18 protein-coding genes are annotated in these 18,205 nt (G+C 70.5%); 7 read left to right on the top strand and 11 right to left on the bottom strand.

Translation table 11 applies throughout. The annotated features are described in order from the left end of the window. Positions 1-44 precede the first annotated feature (44 nt). The 7 genes from LXT21_RS32620 to LXT21_RS32590 form a co-directional block, all read right to left on the bottom strand. Entirely contained in the window at positions 45-461 is a 417-nt protein-coding gene (locus tag LXT21_RS32620; RefSeq protein ID WP_254042115.1) for a type II secretion system protein GspG, read from the bottom strand. Between the two features lie 55 nt (positions 462-516). Further along, complete coding sequence (locus LXT21_RS32615) at positions 517-1,977, bottom strand: adenylate/guanylate cyclase domain-containing protein (RefSeq protein WP_267145432.1); 1,461 nt, start codon at positions 1,975-1,977, stop codon at positions 517-519. Between the two features lie 150 nt (positions 1,978-2,127). Then, positions 2,128-4,959, bottom strand: a complete 2,832-nt coding sequence (locus LXT21_RS32610; RefSeq protein ID WP_267145431.1) for a sensor histidine kinase — start codon at positions 4,957-4,959, stop codon at positions 2,128-2,130. Positions 4,960-5,103: 144 nt separating this feature from the next. Next, positions 5,104-6,225 carry a hypothetical protein gene (locus LXT21_RS32605; RefSeq protein ID WP_254042114.1) on the bottom strand — a complete coding sequence of 374 codons (1,122 nt, stop codon included), beginning with the start codon at positions 6,223-6,225 and terminating at the stop codon, positions 5,104-5,106. A gap of 261 nt (positions 6,226-6,486) precedes the next feature. After that, entirely contained in the window at positions 6,487-7,371 is an 885-nt protein-coding gene (locus LXT21_RS32600; protein ID WP_254042113.1) for a tryptophan 2,3-dioxygenase, read from the bottom strand. A 131-nt stretch (positions 7,372-7,502) separates the two neighbouring features. Then, positions 7,503-8,039: a cell wall protein gene (locus tag LXT21_RS32595; protein WP_254042112.1), complete on the bottom strand. Its 537-nt coding sequence runs from the start codon at positions 8,037-8,039 to the stop codon at positions 7,503-7,505. Positions 8,040-8,232: 193 nt separating this feature from the next. Further along, complete coding sequence (locus LXT21_RS32590) at positions 8,233-8,730, bottom strand: hemerythrin domain-containing protein (RefSeq protein ID WP_254042111.1); 498 nt, start codon at positions 8,728-8,730, stop codon at positions 8,233-8,235. Positions 8,731-9,053: 323 nt separating this feature from the next. Here LXT21_RS32590 and LXT21_RS32585 point away from each other — a divergent pair, with 323 nt between their 5' ends. From LXT21_RS32585 to LXT21_RS32570, 4 genes are all read left to right on the top strand, one after another. Next, positions 9,054-9,776, top strand: a complete 723-nt coding sequence (locus LXT21_RS32585; protein WP_254042110.1) for a lysophospholipid acyltransferase family protein — start codon at positions 9,054-9,056, stop codon at positions 9,774-9,776. After that, a complete protein-coding gene (locus tag LXT21_RS32580; RefSeq protein ID WP_254042109.1) occupies positions 9,769-10,665 on the top strand; it encodes an alpha/beta fold hydrolase in 897 nt (298 codons plus the stop codon). Before LXT21_RS32585 ends, LXT21_RS32580 begins: the two co-directional genes overlap by 8 nt. Next, complete coding sequence (locus LXT21_RS32575; RefSeq protein ID WP_254042108.1) at positions 10,662-11,600, top strand: proline dehydrogenase family protein; 939 nt, start codon at positions 10,662-10,664, stop codon at positions 11,598-11,600. The genes LXT21_RS32580 and LXT21_RS32575 overlap by 4 nt, the downstream gene beginning before the upstream one ends. A 172-nt stretch (positions 11,601-11,772) precedes the next feature. After that, complete coding sequence (locus tag LXT21_RS32570; protein ID WP_254042107.1) at positions 11,773-12,585, top strand: hypothetical protein; 813 nt, start codon at positions 11,773-11,775, stop codon at positions 12,583-12,585. A 76-nt stretch (positions 12,586-12,661) separates the two neighbouring features. Here LXT21_RS32570 and LXT21_RS32565 read toward each other — a convergent pair whose 3' ends face one another. Beyond that, on the bottom strand, positions 12,662-13,225 hold the full coding sequence (locus tag LXT21_RS32565) for a hypothetical protein (protein ID WP_254042106.1): 564 nt from the start codon (positions 13,223-13,225) through the stop codon (positions 12,662-12,664). 592 nt (positions 13,226-13,817) lie between these two features. Between LXT21_RS32565 and amrB the strand changes: the two genes are divergently transcribed. After that, the gene (amrB, locus tag LXT21_RS32560; protein ID WP_254042105.1) at positions 13,818-14,606 is read left to right on the top strand and encodes an AmmeMemoRadiSam system protein B; all 789 of its coding nucleotides are present in this window, start codon (positions 13,818-13,820) and stop codon (positions 14,604-14,606) included. 1 nt (position 14,607) lies between these two features. On the opposite strand, the gene LXT21_RS32555 is transcribed toward amrB, so the two are convergent. The 3 genes from LXT21_RS32555 to LXT21_RS32545 all read right to left on the bottom strand — a co-directional run bounded on the left by LXT21_RS32555 (position 14,608) and on the right by LXT21_RS32545 (position 16,432). After that, on the bottom strand, positions 14,608-15,222 hold the full coding sequence (locus tag LXT21_RS32555; RefSeq protein WP_254042104.1) for a TIGR02265 family protein: 615 nt from the start codon (positions 15,220-15,222) through the stop codon (positions 14,608-14,610). A gap of 155 nt (positions 15,223-15,377) precedes the next feature. After that, the gene (locus tag LXT21_RS32550; protein WP_254042103.1) at positions 15,378-16,088 is read right to left on the bottom strand and encodes an ankyrin repeat domain-containing protein; all 711 of its coding nucleotides are present in this window, start codon (positions 16,086-16,088) and stop codon (positions 15,378-15,380) included. Between the two features lie 14 nt (positions 16,089-16,102). After that, positions 16,103-16,432 (bottom strand): DUF3817 domain-containing protein, encoded by a 330-nt coding sequence (locus LXT21_RS32545; RefSeq protein ID WP_254042102.1) that lies wholly within the window; start codon positions 16,430-16,432, stop codon positions 16,103-16,105. A 194-nt stretch (positions 16,433-16,626) separates the two neighbouring features. On the opposite strand from LXT21_RS32545, the gene LXT21_RS32540 reads away from it, so the two are divergent. Beyond that, positions 16,627-17,031, top strand: coding sequence for a hypothetical protein (locus LXT21_RS32540; RefSeq protein WP_254042101.1), 405 nt, complete (start codon positions 16,627-16,629; stop codon positions 17,029-17,031). Further along, a complete protein-coding gene (locus LXT21_RS32535; RefSeq protein WP_254042100.1) occupies positions 17,028-18,191 on the top strand; it encodes a hypothetical protein in 1,164 nt (387 codons plus the stop codon). Before LXT21_RS32540 ends, LXT21_RS32535 begins: the two co-directional genes overlap by 4 nt. Positions 18,192-18,205 lie beyond the last annotated feature (14 nt).

Here is an 18,205-nt window from a genome sequence, read left to right as displayed (position 1 = left end):
GCACGCCTGCTCTCCTCACGCCGCGCAAACGCCCGCCCGGACGGCTACTTCGCCTCCGGCCGAGGGTGGCCGTCGTGGTTGGTGTGGTCCTGCTCCTCGCCGTTGCCGCCCCGGTCGTCGCTCTTGCCGAAGGTGGCGAGGAACACCTGGCTGCCGTTGCTGGTGTAGCGGTAGTGCCGGCCCCACGGGTCCACGGGCAGCGCGGACAGGTACTTGGGGACGAGCAGCGGCTCCAGGTCCGCCTCCTCCGGCAGCACGTTGCCGTCCGCGTGGTAGCGGTTGAGGGCGTCCTCCAGCACCGCCAGGTCCTGATGGATGCGCTCCGCGTGCACCGCCTTCGAGCGCGTCAGCGCCCCCATCAGCACCGCGCCCACGAGCGCGACGGCGAACACCAGCCCCACCCAGAGGACGGGAGAGCGGCGGGAGGGCGGAGGGTGGGCATCGGAGGCGGGTGCTGTCATGCCCCCACCCTACCCGTTGAGACGCCCTGGGGCGCGAAAGACTTCGCCTGGGGCCCTAGAGCGCGCGGTAGAGCGGCACGGGCTGCTGCTTGCCCTTCAGGCGCACGGGAGGCAGGTCCTCGAAGGCCGTCTCCCGGGCGTCCACCAGGTCCCGGGTGCGCTCGCCCACCAGGATTTCCCCGGGGCCAGCCAGGGCGCACAGGCGCGCGGCGACATTCACCGCGTCGCCGATACAGGTGTACTCCGAGCGCACGGTGCTGCCGATGTTGCCCGCGACGACGACGCCGGAGTTGATGCCCACGCCCAGCTCGAGCACCAGCGGGTGTCCCTCGCGCCCGTTGGCGGACCACTCGGCCTCCGCCTCCACGCGCAGGTCCGTCATCGCGTCCATCATCATCTTCGAGCACTGGAGGGCGCGCAGCGCGTCGTCCGTGCGCGCCACCGGGGCGCCGAACACGGCCATCAGCCCGTCGCCGAGGAACTTGTCCAGCGTGCCGCCGCACGTCAGCACCGCGTCGGACAGCCGACCCAGCACCTGGTTGAGGACGCCGACGACCTGCTCGGGAGGGAGGCTCTCGGCCAGGCCCGTGAAGTTGCGGATGTCCGCGAACAGCAGCGTGACTTCGCGCTTCTCGCCGGTGAGCACCACGCCGTCGGCGCTCTTGAGGATTTCGTCCACCACGGCCGCGGACGTGTAGCGCGCGAACAGCTTGCGCATGCGCTCGGTCTCGCTGGTGCGGCGCACCACGCTCTCGATGCGCGCGGCGAGCTCATCCATGGACGCGGACTTGTTGACGTAGTCGTCCGCGCCGGCGCGCAGGCCGCGCACCTTCTCCGCCTCGCGGTCATTCGCCGTGAGGAAGATGACGGGCAGGCCGCGCGTGGGGCCCTCCTTGAGGCGGCGGCACAGCTCCAGGCCGTCCAGGCCGGGCATCTCCAAGTCACTCAGGACGATGGCGGGCTGCAGACGGCTCATGCCCTCGAGGGCCTCGAACGGGTCCTGGAAGCAGAGCACCTCGTAGCCCAGGGCGACGAGCCCCTCCTGCACGAAGGCGCAGGCGAGCGGGCTGTCATCGACGACGACGACGCGGCGGCGCCCGTCGATGAAGGGGCGGGGGTTCTCCTGGCGGCCGGCGATGCGGTTCTGCAGGCCCAGGGCCTCGTAGATCTGCTTGTAGGTGCAGTGGCCCAGCTCCACGAGGATTTCGCCCAGCTTGCGGCCATCGCGGCGCTGACGGGCGAGCGCCTCCTCCAGTTGGGCGAGCGTCACGTACTTGAGGCCCACGAGCAGCTCGCCCAGGGCGGGCTGCGAGGGGCCCTTGTCGTGGTGGAGGCCGAGGGCCTCGCCGAGCGCGTCCTGAATCTGCTCCCGGGTGACGTAGCCGAGGGAGATGAGGGCCTCACCCACGCGCTGGCCGGTGAGGGCCTGGAGGGCCAGGGCCTCCTGCACCTGCATGGGCGTGACGATGCCCAGCTTGAGCAACAGGTCACCGAAGAGGGGGCTGGATGCGCTCATGTGGGGGCGGCCTTCCGCGTCCAGGAAGCCAGGGACGCAAGGACGCAGCGTATCCGACCTGCCCCCGGTCCGGGAGGACTCCCACCACCGCGACGAGGACGCTCTCATCCAGAGCGGGCGAGGCATCCAGGACCCGGCCCCTGTTGACGCTCAACGCGGGGCGGCTGACGGCAACGGCAGCTCCACGGTGAAGGTGGAGCCCCGGCCGGGCTGGCTCTCCACGCGGATGCCGCCGCCGTGGGCCTCGACGATGCGCTTGGTAATCCAGAGCCCCAACCCCAGGCCCTTGAAGTGCTGCGCGGACTCGGTGCGCTCGAAGCGCTCGAAGATGCGCTCCTGGTCCTCCTGCGCCACGCCGATGCCCTCGTCGCGCACCGCGAGCGCCGCCACCAGCCCCCTCGACTCCACCTGCACCGTCACCGGCCGCCCCGCGCCGTACTTCGCCGCGTTGGACAACAGGTTCACCAACACCTGCTCCAATCGCAGCTTGTCCCAGTGCCCCAACACCTCCACGTCCGCCACCAACCGCACCTCGCTGCCCGCGCGCGCCAGCTCCTCCGACATCCGCGACACCAGCTCGCGCGTCAGCGCCGCCAAATCCAACTCCTCGCGGTTGAGGCTCAGCCGCCCCGCGCTGATGCGCGACACATCCAACAAGTCATCGATGAGCAGCCCCAACCGCTGCCCCGCCCGCGCCGCCTTCTCCGCCCGCTCCGCCAGCCCGCTCGCCGACATCGCGTCCTTCGCCATCCGCGCCAACAGGTGAATCTGCAACTGCAGCGCGTTGAGCGGCGACTTCAGCTCGTGCCCCGCCACCGACAACAGCTCGTCGCGCGCCTTCACCGCCTGCGTCGCCGCGCCGTACAGCCGCGCGTCCTCGATGGCCAACGCCGCCCGCGCCGCCAGGCTCTCCAACAACGCCCGCTCCTCCGCCGTGTACTCGCGCCCCCGCGCCTCGCGGATGACGCCCAACGTCCCCAGCACCCGCCCCCGCGCGCCCAGCGGCACCACGATGAGGCTCTGCGGCCCGTACCGCTCCAGGAAACCCACGCCCTCCGGCGAGCGGTCCCCGCGCAGCTCCTCCGCGCTCAGCCGAGGCACGAAGAGCGTCTTGCCCGTCGCCACCACCCGGCCCGACAACCCCTCCCCCACCCGCGCCGGGTCCCTGCGCAACGCCTCCTCCAGCACCCCACGCGCCAGCGGATCCGGATGGTGCGCCGCCACCACCTCCAGCTGCTCCCGGTCCTCCCCGAGCAACTGCAGCACGCACCCGCCCCCCAAGGCCTCCGACACCTTGCTCGCCAGCACGTCCAGCACCGTGGGCAAGTCCAACCCCGCCTCGGCGATGAGCTGGCTCACCTGCACCAGCACGTGCAACCTGGCCGCGCCCCGGCGACTCTCCTCCTCCGCCGCGCGCGCGTCCCGGAACAGCCGCGCGTTGTCCATCGCCAGCGCCGCGCGCCGCGCCAGCTCCTCCGCCAGCGACACGTCCGCCGCGTCGAAGGGCGAGCGCTCCGAGTCCCGCACGAACGTCAGCGCCCCCAACGTGCGCTGCCGCGCCACCAGCGGCGTGAGGATGAGCGTGCTCGCGCGCCAGGACGCCCCCAGCTTCGCGTCCACGGGCCCCCGCGTCCTGCGCGTCTCCAGCCGGGACTGCCTGCTCGTCAGCACCCGCGACAGGAGCGACGGCTGCCCCGCATCCAGTGGGAAGCTGGTCAGCTCCAACACCCGCTCCGCCTTCTCCGGGTCCGCGTGCAGCACCGCCAGCCGGCGCACCACGCCGTCCTCGTACGAGTCCACCGCGCACCCATCCGCGAAGTGTCCCAGCGCCAGCCGCGCCACGCCCGCCACCGTCTCCTCCCAGCTCAACGAGCCGGACACCCACGCGCTCGCGTCCGCCAGCAGGCTCAGCCGAGCCCCCAGCGCCTCCGCCTCCAGGCGCGCGGTGTGCTCCCGCTCGTACAACCGCGCGCGCTCCAGCGCCTGCCCGCACTGCCGCGACAACCCCACGAGCGACGCGCGCTCCAGCGCGGAGAAGCCCTTCTCCCGCGCGAAGCCGAACGCCAGCGTCCCGAACACCCGCCCCTCCACGAACAGCGGCAACAGCGCCAGTGAGCAGGGCGGCCCCTCCCCCAACGGCTCCGTGAGCGCCGGATAGCGCTCGCGTATCGCCGCCACCGTCTCCAGCCACACCGGCGCCTCCGCGCGCATCGCCGTCTCGGCCAACAACTCCTCGCCCCCTCGGGGCAACACGCGCAAGGGCTCCACCAGCGCGTCCGGAACGCCCACCACCGCGACGAGCTCCGAGGCCGCGCGCCCCTCCGCCGTCAGGTGCACCATGCCCGACGTCGCCTCCACCGCGGGCAGCCCCAAGTCCAGCACGACATGGGCCACCTCCTCGCGCGTGAGCGTCTGGCCGAACGCCTCCGTCACCGCCTGGAAGCGGCTGAGCCGCAGCACCTCCGCCTGCTCCACCTCCGCGCGCGCCCGCGCCACCGCCTCGCGCGTGCCCGCCACCGCCCACTCGCGCTCCAACACCAGGCCCGCCAGCCGCGCCTGCAATCCCAGCCGAGCCAGCTCCTCCTCTGTCGGCACCCGGCCCTCCGGCAGCACCGCGCACAGCACGCCCACGCCGCTCCCTGGCTCCACACCCGAGAGCAGCGGCAGCGCCGCCAGCACCTCCCGCTCCGCGTCCAACGCCACGTACGGCAACAGGCCACCGTCGATGTCCCTCAGGCCGTCCAGCAGCCGCCCACCCCGGGCGCGCGCGGCGTCGACGGACAGCCCCGGCGTGACGAGCACCCGCAGGTCGCTTCCGTCCTCTCGCCAACACATGAAGACACCGGACACGGCGAGGGCGGACGCGGCCTCACGCAGCAGCGCCTCCAGCACCGCCTCCACGGACGGCGCGAGGGGCAGCCGCTCCAACGTCCGCGTCACGCGGTCCTCGGCGGCTCCCCGGTTGCTCTCGGGCACCTTCATGCCCACACGTCCCCCCAGCCAAGGCCCACCGGCGGGCCCCACCGCGAAGGCCCAGTGTCCCATGTCCGCTGTGCCCGCGAAACCCGAGCGCGCCCAGGACCCGGGGACAAGTCGCCCGGGAGTTCAGTGGGCGAACACTCCGCTTCAGTGGGCGAACACGTTGAAGAAGGCGAAGAAGATTTCCAGGACGATGAGCAGCACGATGACCGCCTCCAGGGTGTGCGAGCGGTCGATGTCCACGTCGCCCTTGAGCAGGCCGTACGTCTGGGCGAGCAGCTGCTGCTTGCGCGTCACCGAGCCCTGCCACGCGGGGATGCGCATGCGCCGCACCGCGGCCTCGTAGACCTTGGCCAGGTAGAAGTCGCCGATGATCTTCAGGCTGTTGTCCACCCGCTCGATGAACTCGTTCAGGTCCACCAGCGTGCCCAACGTCTGGCGCGTCAGCGTGCGGTACGGACTGCGGAACAGCCGCGTCCACCCGTGGCGCTTGGCCTGCACCTCGTCGTGGATGCGCGCGATGTGCTGGTCCAGCTTCTCGTCGAAGTAACGGAACTCCAACAGCTGCGCGTTGGCGATTTCGAGCAGGTCCGGGATGTCCCCGGAGCCCGACGGCTCGTAGACGAACGCGCTGTTCCAGTCGATGACGACCAAATCGTTCACCGTGTAGCTGAAGCGCACCTGGGTGACGGCCTCGCTCTCCCGGCGCGACAGCGGCGTCTCCCCGTTCTCCCCCAACAAGAGCCGCGCCAGGTCCGCCTGCTCCAGCAGCGCCTCCGCGGTGGGGTGGCCCCGGATGCTCTCCGCGAAGATGACCGTGTAGCTCTCGTTCTGGTCCCACAGGTGCGCGCCCTGCACCGCCGGCGCAATCGTGCGCCGCACGCCCTCCACCAAATCCAACGCCAGGTCCTCCAGCGCCTGGCTGTCGTAGAGTTCGTCCGCCACCCGCGTGAGCTGCTCCAACGACGTGCCCGGCACCACCGGCACCCTCAAGATGATGGACGCCGCGCCATGGTCGAACAGGCGCGCGGTGGCATCCACCGTGACAGGATTGTCACGAAGCGCCAGCGCCCGCCGCCCCAACTCATACGCCAGCGGCGGATTGGGCAGCTGCAGGTACTGGCCATTCTCGCGCGACAGCTTCAACCGGCGGGTGTCCTCGGAGACGGCCCTGCGCGCCCGCTCGAGGTTGATCTCCTCCGCGATATCGAAGGTCCGGTAGCACAGGATGTGCGCCTTCTCGAAGAGCAGGGGAGACTCGGCGGCCATGGTGCGCGGAAGCCTAGCCGCTGGCTCCCACCCTTCAGGCCGCCAAGCGCCCTTCCTCGCCCACGTGTCCGGGAGGCGTCATTCCACCCACGGCCGCTTCGCTCGGCCCTCGGGGTGCCACCCCACCCGCCCTCCCACGTCACATTGTCGATGTTTCAGCCGCCGAAGCCTGTCACCCCCGGCTTCGCCTCATTCCTCTCACCCTCTCGGATGTCAGGACAGGCGCGCAACGCCTGCCATGACCGGGGCGGGGAAGAAGACTCACCGCGTGGGAGACGGGGGCCGGGCGCCAGGCGGGAGCAGCTCCGTGCGCACATCCCACAGCTCCGGGAAGAAGCGCAGGTCCAACGCCTTGCGCAGGAAGGACACGCCCGACGAGCCACCGGTGCCCTGCTTGAACCCGATGATTCGCATCACCGTCATCATGTGACGGTAGCGCCAGAGCTGGAAGCGCTCCTCGGTGTCCACCAGCTTCTCGCACATCTCGTACGCGTCCCAGTGCGCCTCGGTGTCCTCGTAGATGCGACGGAACACCTCCACCACCGCGGGGCTCTTCTCGTACGGCTTCTTCCAGTCGCGCTTCGCGTGGTCCTCGGGAATCGCGTGACCCTTGCGAGCCAGGTAGCGCAGGAATTCGTCGTAGAGGCTGGGGGACTCGAGCAGCCGCTCCAGCTCCCCGTGCACGTCCGGCTGGTGGCGGAAGGGGCCCAGGGCGTTGACGTCCTTGTTGCCCAACAGGAACTCCACCGCGCGGTACTGCCAGCTCTGGAAGCCGGACGCGGGCCCCAGCGCGTCACGGAACTCCAGGTACTCATTGGGCGTGAGCGTCTCCAGCACGCTCCACTGCTCGAAGAGCATCCGCTGGATGTGCCCCACGCGCGCGAAAATCTTGAAGGAAGGCTCCAGCCGGTCCGCCTGGACATAGCGGATACACGCGCTCAGCTCGTGGATGAGCAACTTCATCCACAGCTCGCTCGTCTGGTGCTGGATGATGAAGAGCAGCTCGTCGTGATGCGGTGGCTGCGAGCGCGGAACCTGCGCCGACAACACCCGGTCGAGCTGTAGGTATTCACCGTACGTGGTCCGTCCGGCCAGGTCGGTGATGATGCCAGGCTCCAGATCTCGTTTGTTCATGGGCCCGGGCATTCATGCCCCTGCGAGCCCCCGCGGGCAAGACTTCCCGTACGGGCGTCCCTCGAACCCTCTCCCGACGACGGAGCTGGATTGACGAAGGTGCGCGGTCACTCTCTGCCCGGGCCGGGGCAGCGTGCCGCGGATTAACCGTTCGCGGCTTGCGCTGCTGCTGCCAGGGCCTTCGACGCGGCGCGGCCACGCGGAAGCTTGATGTCCTCGACGCTGTCAGCGGGGGCGTAATCCACCCACGCGGAGGGGCGACGGTTGGTCTTCTCCAGCATGCGCAGCTTCTGGTAGTGCGCCGCGCAGTAGCCCTTGGTCCGGCTGGGCTTGCCGCAGCCGACGATGGCGCACGCGCGCGAGCCATCCGCCGTCGCGACCGCGGGCTTGCGGCCCCGGCGCTTGCCACCCGCGCTGCTGGGGGCCGCCACGCTCACCGCGCTGCGCGCCGCCGTCGCCGGGCGACCCACGGGCTTGCGGCCGGCCTTCGCCGCGGGCAGCTGGGCGCCGAACAGGGGGCCCACCACCTCGGCCAGGGGGGCCAGTCGCTCCGCCACGTTGCGCAGCGCATCCAGATCCGCCGTACCGGACTCCAGGCGGGAGACCACGTCGCGCAGCGGCTTGAGCTGGACCTCGATTTCGTTACGGATCATGTCCCGAAACGCTTTATCCACGGACATTCGTTCAATCCTCGTCTTGGCTAGTCTGGGTGTTGAAGGTCTGGAAGGGGGAGTTGATTTGTGAAGCCGTCCATACCCATACCTTCCAATTTAGGATTTGTCTAAAGGAAGCGATAAAAGGTGTGACTGAAGGACGTATCACCCCCCCCGCCGTCCCAGGTCGGGTCCCATTCCAGTGAGGCGGGAACGGCGCTCAACCCTCCCAGCGCAGGTCATCCAGGAGGGGTCCGGAGCCCGAGAAACAGGCCTCGGAGGCCTCGGAGCCCATGTCCCGTCGGCTCCGGGACAGCTCCTGGGCGAGCGCCTGTTGCTCGCGTGGATCCATCACCGACGTGAGCCGGGGCAGCAATGAGGACTCCACTTCTTGGAGATGCGCGACCCACAGGTCCTCGAGCGTGAGGAAGCGGGCCTGCCATTCCGCGCTGTCGGGAGGATGCTCCTCCATCTCATCCAACAGCTCATGCATGGCCTGCCGGTCCCCGGCCTGCTGCCGACCCCGGGCACGCCCCTCCACCCGGGTCACCCAGGGCTGAAGACAGCGCTCCTCCAGCCACAGGTGGTGTCGCAACAGCGCCACCAGCTCCCGCACGACCCCGGATGACCCAGACTCATCGTCACCCGCTCCCAGGTGCTCGAAGCGCTCCTCGAGCTCCCGGTGCTGCTCGACGAGGATGTCGAAAGGGCCTCCCATCCCTGAACCATCTGCACGACGCGGCAGGCAGACAACCAAAGGCGGGCTTCATCCTCACATTATCGAAACTCAAACGAAGGGGTGGAGCGAACGTTCGACAGGGGTGAAACACCCCCCTGGAATCGTGCCGTATCCCGGGGCTGAAAGCCCATGGGGGTCGACGCCAAGCGTTGCCTACTCAAAGCAACCTGGGGGGTGGGCCCGGGTCATCCCCCCCAAGGACGGTGCGTGGGTTTGGGACCTACGGACATGGAGTCCAGGGGCCCGGTTGCCCGGCCGGTCCGGCTGACGTGGCGCTCGGGCGTCTCCATGATGTCTCCTCCGTGGAAGCCTCGCTCGCCACCGTGCGCAGGGCCGTGTTCCACCTCGCCGAGCGGGGTGCGGCGCTGTCCGCGCGCTACCATCGCGCCCGACTGGTGGGGGCCGAGCACATCCCCGCCCAGGGCCCCGTGTTGCTGGTGGGCAACCATGGCGTCTGGGGTTACGAGACACCGGCCTTCTTCCACCTGCTGCACCGGGCGACGGGACGCTGGGCGCTGGGGCTGGCCGAGCGCGGCTTCTTCCGCGTCCCCGTCCTCCGCACGGTGTTGCCGTGGCTGGGCGGGGTGGAGGGGACGAAGGACAACGCGCTGGCGGCGCTGAAGGGAGGGGCGCTGGTGGTGTGCTACCCCGGCGGCGCGCGCGAGGTCTTCAAGCGTCCCCGAGGCCGCTACCAGCTCCGGTGGGAGCGGGCCCTGGGCTTCGCGCAGGTGGCGGCGCACGCGGGGGTGCCGGTGGTGCCCTTCGCGGGCTTCGGGGTGGATGACACGTTCCTGTTCCCTCCGGGAGAGGCGAGGCTGGGCGTGCGCCTCACCGACGAGGAGAAGTACCGCGTGCCCCTGCTCGTGGGGTTGGGACCGCTGCCCTTCCCGGTGCGGCTCACCTTCGCGTTGGGAAGCCCGCACATGCCGCCGCCGGCCGGAGCGTCCGAGTCCCGCCTGCGTGCGTTTCGCGACCGGGTGGCCACGAGCGTGCACCGGTTGATGGTGAAGGCCCGCCATGCTTGAGCCCTCCTCCTCGCTGGAGCGTCGTCGCGCAGCCCCCCTCGTCCCCGATGTGGAGGACATCCCCTCCGGCTACGAGCGCCTGGTGTGCGAGGAGCGCCCGGTGAAGGGCACGCCGGTGCGGTTGTTCACCTTTCCCGACGGCGACACGGACGCGTCGCGCACCGTGGTGTGTCTGCCGGGCCTGGGCGCCAGTGGCCGCTCCTTCGCGCCGATGGAGCCGCTGTCGCGCCTGTTCCGTCTGCTGTTGTGGACGCCGCCCCTGCACACACCGGCCACGCACACGCCGCTCGCGTGGAACCTGGCCGTGCTGGACCACGTCGAGGCGCGGCTGCCAGAGCGCTTCGCGTTGGTGGGTTCGTCCTATGGGAGCCTGCTCTCCATCGCCTTCGCGCTGGCGCATCCGGAGCGGGTGCGGGCGCTCGTGCTCATCTCCCCCGTGGCCAGCGTGCGACGGGTGAGGCGGCTGGCGGTGTCACTGTCGACGCTGGTCCGCGCGCCGCGTCCCCTCGCCTACCTGGTGGCGCCCATGGTGGCGCGGGTGCTGGGTGGCGCGCGACTGCCGCCGGAGGGGCGCGCGGAAATCGTGCGCGAGGCGCGGAGGCTGACGCCCCTGGAGCTCTTGCGTCGACTGCGGGACGTGCTGGCCGCGGACTTCCATCCCCGGCTGCACGAGCTGCGCGTGCCCACGCTCGTCATCCAGGGCGGCAGGGACTTGCTGGTGCCGCCCGAGGCCGCGGTGGACGTGGCCCAGCACATCCCCGGAGCGCGGCTGGAGCTGCTGCGCGACGCGAGCCATCTGCCGTACATGAGCCACCCGGAGGCGTTCAACGCCCTCGTGGGGGCCTTCCTCGAGGAGTATGGGGTCGCCCCCCGGGAGCTGCGTGGATGAGCGCCATCGCCGAACAGTGGTCTCGCGGAGCGCTGATGTTCCTGTCGCGGCAGACGGGCCTGAAGGACTGGGCCACGCGGCTGCCCCCGCTGAAGAAGCTGTCGCGGCGCTTCGTCGCGGGCGAGACGCTCGACGAGGCGATGGACGCGGTGAAGGCGCTCACCGCGAAGGGGCTGCGGGCCTCCTTCGACCACCTCAACGAGGCGGTGAAGGACGCGGCGGAGACGCGCGAGGAGGTGCGCGAGTACCGCCGGCTGCTCGCGCGCATCGACCAGACGGGGGTGCGGGCCAACGTGTCGCTGAAGCTGACGCAGTGCGGGCTGCTGCTGGATGAGGCGCTGGCGCTGGAGAACGCGCGACAGGTGGTGGCGGACGCGGCGTCACGCGGCTGCTTCGTGCGCATCGACATGGAGCACGGCGCGGTGACGCAGGTCACCTTGGACATCGTGCGCAAGCTCCACGCCGAGTTCGGTGAGCCGCACGTGGGCGCGGTGCTGCAGAGCTGCTTGAGGCGTACGGAGGCGGACGCCCGCGCGCTGTGCGCCGAGCGGGTGCGCATCCGTCTGTGCAAGGGCGCCTATCTGGAGAGCGAGGCCATCGCCTATCCAGACAAGGCGGACGTGGACGCGAGCTTCGTGCGGTGCATGAAGGTGCTGCTCGACAGCGGCGTGTATCACGGCATCGCCACGCACGATGAGCGGATGATTGACGCGACGCTGGAGCACGCCGCGCGGCGCGGGTTGCCTCGCGATGCGTTCGAATTCCAGATGCTCCATGGCATCCGCCAGGACCTGCAACGCCAGCTGGCGGACCAGGGACATCCGGTGCGCGTGTATGTCCCATACGGTCGCCACTGGTATCCCTATCTCATGCGCCGCATGGCCGAGCGCCCCGCGAACCTAGCCTTCGTACTGAAGAGCCTCGCGCGAGGTTGAAGCGGACACCGGCCCGCGCGTGTCCGATTGAACAGACGTCCCGTCCGCGAGTCGCGAGCGCTCAGGATTCACGCACCGCGTGCGTCCTCCTCCCACGGGAATTCCTGTCGTCCCGCCGCCACGACGCCGTGCCAGGACACCCGGGTGCATCGCGCCCGGCAGGGGGAAGCACATGGCCATCCATCTCCGACTCCGGAGTTGCACACGCGCGGGCGCCGCGCTCCTCCTCGCGCTCGGGCTCGCGTGCGCGGGAGGCGGCACGGGAGGCTCGGGGCGACCCGACGTGCACGTCGAACACGACGCGGCCCGACTTCATGAGGCGCGGCAGGTCGCCGCGCGCGTGGCGGCGCTGGCTGGCACCGTGCGCGAGGTCGGCTCCAAGCTGGAGCTCACCTTCTGGTCCGAGCAGGGCGCGCTGACGCTGGTGGGCTACCAGTCCCAGGAGCGCGGCGGACGCGCGGGCCGCGCCGTGGACGCCGCGGAGCTGCAACGGCAGGTGGCCATGAGACTTCTGTCCACCACGCGACAGCCGCCGGGGGAGGTGGTGCTGACGCTCGAGCGCGGGGCCTCTTCGTGGCGGGTGGAGCCGCCCCTCATGCTCCCCGGTGAGCGTCCGCCAGGAGCGAGGAGCGCCCCGGGTCGACGCGAGGCCGGCACGCCCGAGCCCGGCGCCGTGGTGGAGGGCCTGAAGAAGCTGCTCGCGCCGGTGCGCGTCCCGGTGGGTGGCAGCGCGTGGGCGGATGTGACGGTGCGGGTGCGGGACGGGCGCGTGGTGGGCTGGGGGCTGAAGGACTGGCGCGAGCTGCGGGGTGGCCGGGACGACGCGACGCGCCCGGTGTCTCGACGGGTGCTGGAGGAGACGGCCTCGGTGCTGCTGCTCCATGCGCCGGCGACGGGCTCGCGCTCACTGCAGCTGGGGCTGCGCCTGGTGCACGAGCCGGGCGCGTCGGCCGCGGGCGGCTGGGTGGAGGTGGCGTCCCCTTGAACGACACGAGCCCCGACGCGCGGTGGAGACGTCCAACCGTGCGCGGGGCTCGTGGGTCCTACCGATGACCTACGGCCTAGAAGTAGCCGCCGATGGTCGTGGACACGCCGAACGTCACGTCCACGTCGTCGCCCAGGCCGATGGCCAGACGGGGGCCCCCGCCGACGAAGAAGTGGTTGGTGACGTGGAACAGGAACGGCGCGTAGCCATCCAGGATGACGGTGGACGCAGCGCCCGTCCCGTCCTGCGCGGCGATGATGTCGTCACCGACGAACAGCGTGACGCCGGCCTTCGGCCACACGGAGATCTTCTCCGCCAGCGGGATGTTGTAGCCCACGCGCCCGCCGATACCGAAGGCGGCCAGCGTGTCTCCCTCACCGAAGAGCACGCGCAGCTGCACGTTGGCGCCGACGGAGAGGTTCCCCTTGAGGAAGTAATCGGCGCTCGGCGCGAGGTGGAAGTAGCCGTACCCCGCACCCTCCGTCGTGTAGCCCAGGTTCCCGTACGCATCCGAGCTGACGACAATCTGCCCGGCGCTGCCGAAGCTCCCCGAACCGCCACCCGTCTCCTGCGCGCTCGCCGTCGACGCCACCATCAACCCTGCCGCCACGGCCATCGCCTGCCACTGATTTGCCTTCATGAAGCGTCCCTCCGTTGCGCTAGCCCGCGGTCATTCCCGGGCGCTCGGCGGCCCCTTCTAGTCAATGCACGAAAGCGTGCATCCTTTTTTCGTTCTTCATGTGTCGGCTATCACATCACCACTCCTTGAGAATTCGCGTCGCACCGTACGACAAGTGGCCGGGGAGCCCGGAGAACGGGGCTTTGGCCGGTGTCTCCCAAGGTGGGCACACGGCAGCGGGGCCCGGCGTGAGACATCGCTGAGACACGGCGTCAGCGCACGCGTGTCACGCGACGAGCCCGCGGACGAGAAGGCGCGACCGGGTGGAGGAGTCATGGGTCCCGGCCGGCCTTCCCATTCGCGAAGTCCCGCGCACCAGGCGGCCCTGACCGCCCGGGAGGAGTGCACGGCACGAAGCGTTGGATAGCAATCACCGAGCCACCCGCGCGCCCCGGCGAAATCAATCCCTTGTCAGGCCCGAGGCGATGGCGGACGCGCGGAGGTGGGACCCGCTCATCCCACAAGCGAACAGTCTTGCAATGATTGGCATGACTGGCGTTGCCGTGCTTCTTTAGGATTCCAGCAGGTGCCCCGTTCGCGTCGGGAGGGGACCATGCCTCGAGTGCGCACGCCCGCGGTCGCGGGTTCCTTCTATCCGGCCCAGCCCTCCACGCTGTCCACCCAGTTGGACACGTGGCTGGAGCAGGCGCGTGTGCCGGGGGACACGCCGCCCGCGGCGCTCATCGTCCCCCATGCCGCGTATGTCTATTCCGGCGGGGTGGCGGCGGCGGCCTACGCCACGCTGTGGGCGCGACGCGCGGCGCGCACGCGGGTGCTGCTCTTGGGCCCCAGCCACTTCGTGCCCCTGCGGGGCGTGGCGTATCCGGAGGTGGATTTGCTGTGCACGCCCCTGGGAGACGTGCGGCTCGACGAGGGGCTGCGCGAGCGGGCCCGGCGACTGCCCCAGGTGACGGCGTCGACGGGGGCGCACGAGGCGGAGCATGGGCTGGAGGTGCAGCTGCCCTTCCTGCAGCGAATGCTGGAGCACTTCACGGTGCTGCCCCTGGTGGTGGGCCGGGGCGCGTCGGACGCGGTGGCCCAGGTGCTGGAGGCGCTGTGGGACGAGGACGTGCTGCCCGTCATCACCTCGGACCTGTCCCACCACCTGTCCTACGAGCAGGCCGCGCGCGCGGACCAGGTGACGGCGGCGCGGGTGCTGTCCTTGGAGGAGCCGCTGGACGCGGGGAGCGCGTGTGGCTCGGAGGCCATCAACGGGCTGTTGCGGGTGGCGAAGCGACGGGAGCTGCGGCCCCGGCTGGTGGCGCTGCGCAGCTCCGGGGATGCGTTTGGCGCGCACGAAGGCGTGGTGGGCTACGGCGCCTTCGTCTTGGACGCGCCGTGAGTCAGTCGTCCCAGGAGAGGGAGTACTCGCTGTCGAGCAGCGACGTCTGGCGGCCCCGCACCTGGATGTCCTGGGCGCCGACGGCCTGGAGCGCGCCCTCGAGCATGCCCTCGTTGTAGGCGACGGGAGTGAAGATGCGGCGCATGTGGATGCGGCCCGCGCGGGCGCTCGTCCACTCCACCACCAGCTCACCGAAGTCGATGGCCATGCGGTAGGCCTCCGGCAGCATGTTGACGAGCTGCTTCGGGTCGCCGCCCACCTGCTGGCGGACCTCCGAGCCGAACATGGAGTGCACGAAGGCGAGCGTGCCCTGGACGCCAATCTGGCGCATGGCCTCCTCGAAGCCGCCCAGCTGGGGCGCGAGCAGGTGGGCCGCGGCGAAGAACAGCCGCATGAAGGGCGGCACCGGGTACAGCTCGGTGGGGTCCAGGTCCGCGGGCATGTCACCCGCGTCGACGATGCGCTTCACCGCCTGCTCACCGCCCAGGAAGCGCACGGTGTCGAGCACGGCGGCGAAGTGCATCCCACGGATGTGCTCGGTGGGCTGCACGAGCGCGAGCCGCGCATCCAGCTCGCGCTGGACGTCCTCGGGCGTGTTCCAGATGCCGCGTTCCATGAGAGCCAACCTCCACCGTGAAAAAATCCGCGCGGAATGCTCGCACAGCTTGCTCTCGCGCGCGAACTCCTTGGAGGGCTTCCACCGAATGACGCGCGCTCCGCGTGAAGCACGGGCTGACGCACGAGGTCGGGTGGAGGCCCTCGGCGGGGCCGCTACGCCTTCTTCCCACCGGCCTTGGCGGTCGGCCGGGGGAAACCATACTCGTACAGTAGCGGGCGCACGGAGGCGTACTGCTCCCAGGTGGCGAGCTGCTCGGTGATGTGCGCGGGGAGGGCGTCGAGTCGGGCGCCGCGCTCGAGCAGCACCTTCACCACCGGGTTGTCGTCGTCGAAGAAGCCATGGGCCAGCGGGGTGAGCTCGAACTTGTCCTTCTGTTCGAGGGGCGCGCCCGCGTCGAGCAGCAGGTTCACCAGCTTCACGTTGCCCGTGCGCGCGGCGCATTGCAGGGGCGACATGCTCTTGGTGCCCTGGATTCCGTCGAGCGGGACGTCCTCCTCGAGCAGGCGCTTCACCACGGCGACGTGCTCGTGGAGGACCGCCTGGTACAGGGGCGTCACCTTGGACCTGCGCATCTGCGCCGCCGCGTCCGCGCCCGCCTCGAGCAGCAGGTCGACGACCGTCAGGCGCCCTTCCCTGGCCGCGACGTGCAACGAGGTCTGCCCCGTCGTGGGCTCCGCGCTGTGGACCGGCACGCCCCGCGCGAGCAGGGCCTTCACCGCGGCCACGTCGCCCTTCGCCGAGGCGGACTCCAACGCCCGGGCATCATCCCCGTACGGCGCGGGGGCGCGCTTCGGCTTGGGGGACTTCTTGGCCCCCGCGGGCTTCGCGGGGGAGGACGGCTTCGTCGTCTTCTTCTGGGCCATTCAGCGCTCTTGGTTCAGGAACCAAGGGGGCCGGCGGCGCGGGGGGGACTGGATGCTTCCTCTTTCCGGAGCTTCGCGTCGAGCAGGAAGTTGCCGAACGGCACCAGCGACGCGCCGAACGCGAACACCCCGCGCGAGAAGGACCAGCGCAGGGCGATGGCCACCTCCATCAGCGCGAAGAGGTACAGCACGAACAACAGCCCGTGGGCCATGCCCGCGAAGCGCACCGCCAGGGGCATCCCCGCCGCGTACTTCAGGGGCATCGCGATGAACAGCAGCGCGATGAAGGACAGGCCCTCCAGCAGGGCCACGGCGCGGAATCGTCCAAGGGGGGTCTTCAGCATGAGGGTCTCCTCGTCCTCTCTCCCACCCCCGGGCCTGTCCGTCCATGCGTCAGTGTGACGCACCCGGTGGCACGCTCGGCCGCCAGGTGTGCCTCGCGCGCACCCGGCTGCCTTCAAGCCGTGTCATGCCGGGCGCTAGAATGGACGGTGGGCAGGACGTCGGCGTCCGCCCAGACTCACGAGGGGGGAACATCATGTCGGGAAGCGACAAGCTGGAGTCCACCATCCCGGTGCCTCGCGCGGACCGGAAGGGGGCGAAGCTGGTGCTGGAGCGTCCCTCCGGCACGCTCAACACCGTGGCCATGCGGATGGTGGTGAGCGGGAAGATGCAGGGCCAGGAGCGGCGGCAACTGCACTCGGCCACGTTCGCGGGAGAGACCACGCTGCCCCTGCCGGATGACTTCCTGCCCAGCGCGGCGCAGGGCTTCGTGCGCGTGGTGTTCACCGTGGCCGACCCCGCGGGCGTGGGGGCGCGGTTCCTCCAGCGCGCCTCGCTCGTCTTCGAGAAGGGCACGAAGGAGGCCCTCTGGGATGACTTCTCCCTGGAGAAGGGCTCGGTGGCGGACTTCATCACGCTGACCTGGACGGTGGTGGAATGAGGGCGGCGCTCGCGCTGCTCATGGTGCTCTGCGCGGATGTCGCGAGCGCCCAGGCCGCGCCGCCCAAGCCGAACACGGTGGAGCTGGACTTCCCGAGCATCCTGCGTGGCGGCTCGGAGGCGGCCGCGGGGTTGGATGTCGCCACGGCGGGAGAGCTGGTGCACCCGGCGAATCCCACGGCCCTGGTGGCGAGCCTGCGCGGCGTGGGCGCGGTGCTCGATGGGACCCAGGCCTCGTTCGCGCTGCAGTTCAATCCCTACCTGCTCACCGAGGGCTTCGAGCGGCTCTACTCGGAGGCCGTCGCCTCTCGCGATGCATCGCTCGTCACCCGGCTGCTGCAGGACACGGCCATCACCCTGGGCATCGGACAGGACACGCCCTTCCCGGACGCGACGCCGCAGAAGGGCCGCTTCGCCACGGTGATGGCGGGCGTGTCGATGGACGTGCTCGGCGAGCGCAGCATCTACGGCGCGCGCTACAGCCAGTGCATCGCCAACGTGCTCGCGGACCCGAGCCTGTACGAGTTCCCCGACAAGCCCCTGCCCGGGGACTACGACAGCGAGGACGACTTCAAGAAGGCGAACGCCGAGTACCGGGTCGCGATGGAGGCGACGCGGCAGTCGGGCATCGCGAGAATCCGTCAGGGGCTCCCCGCGTGCACGAAGGAGAGCCGCTCGTCGTCCAGTGCCCTGTTCCTCTCGGCGGGAGGACGCTGGGTGACGCCGGGGCTCGAGTCGCGGGAGGGAGATGGCGTCGCCATCCAGCGCGGCTTCGGCGCGGCCACGTTGGAGTTGTTGAGCAACGCGGACGCGAACCTGGAGGTGGCCCTGCAGGTCCGCGTGCTGCAGGAGCGCGCGCGTCCGGAGCTGTCGATGGAGAAGTGGGTGGACATCGGCCTGTCGTTCGGCGTCGCGTCGCCGCGCTTCCAGCTCAAGCTGGAGGCGACCCAGTCCCTGCTGAAGCTGGGCGGCACGCAGTCGCGGCGGGCCAGTGTGGTGGCGAGCACGCGGGTGCGCCTGGGCGACAGCTTCACGGTGGGCCTGGGCGTGCAGGGTCAGGGCGAGGACATGTCCGACGCGCTCGGACAGATTCGCCCCAGCCTCGTGCTCGACCTGGCGGAGCTGCCCACGTTGCTCCAGTCCGTTCCGACTCCAAGGTGAGGGGAGCACGGACC

This window comes from Myxococcus guangdongensis, assembly GCF_024198255.1.
Classification (GTDB): domain Bacteria; phylum Myxococcota; class Myxococcia; order Myxococcales; family Myxococcaceae; genus Myxococcus; species Myxococcus guangdongensis.
The sequence above is the reverse complement of the archived record's forward strand: the minus strand, read 5'-3'. Positions and strand labels throughout refer to the sequence as shown.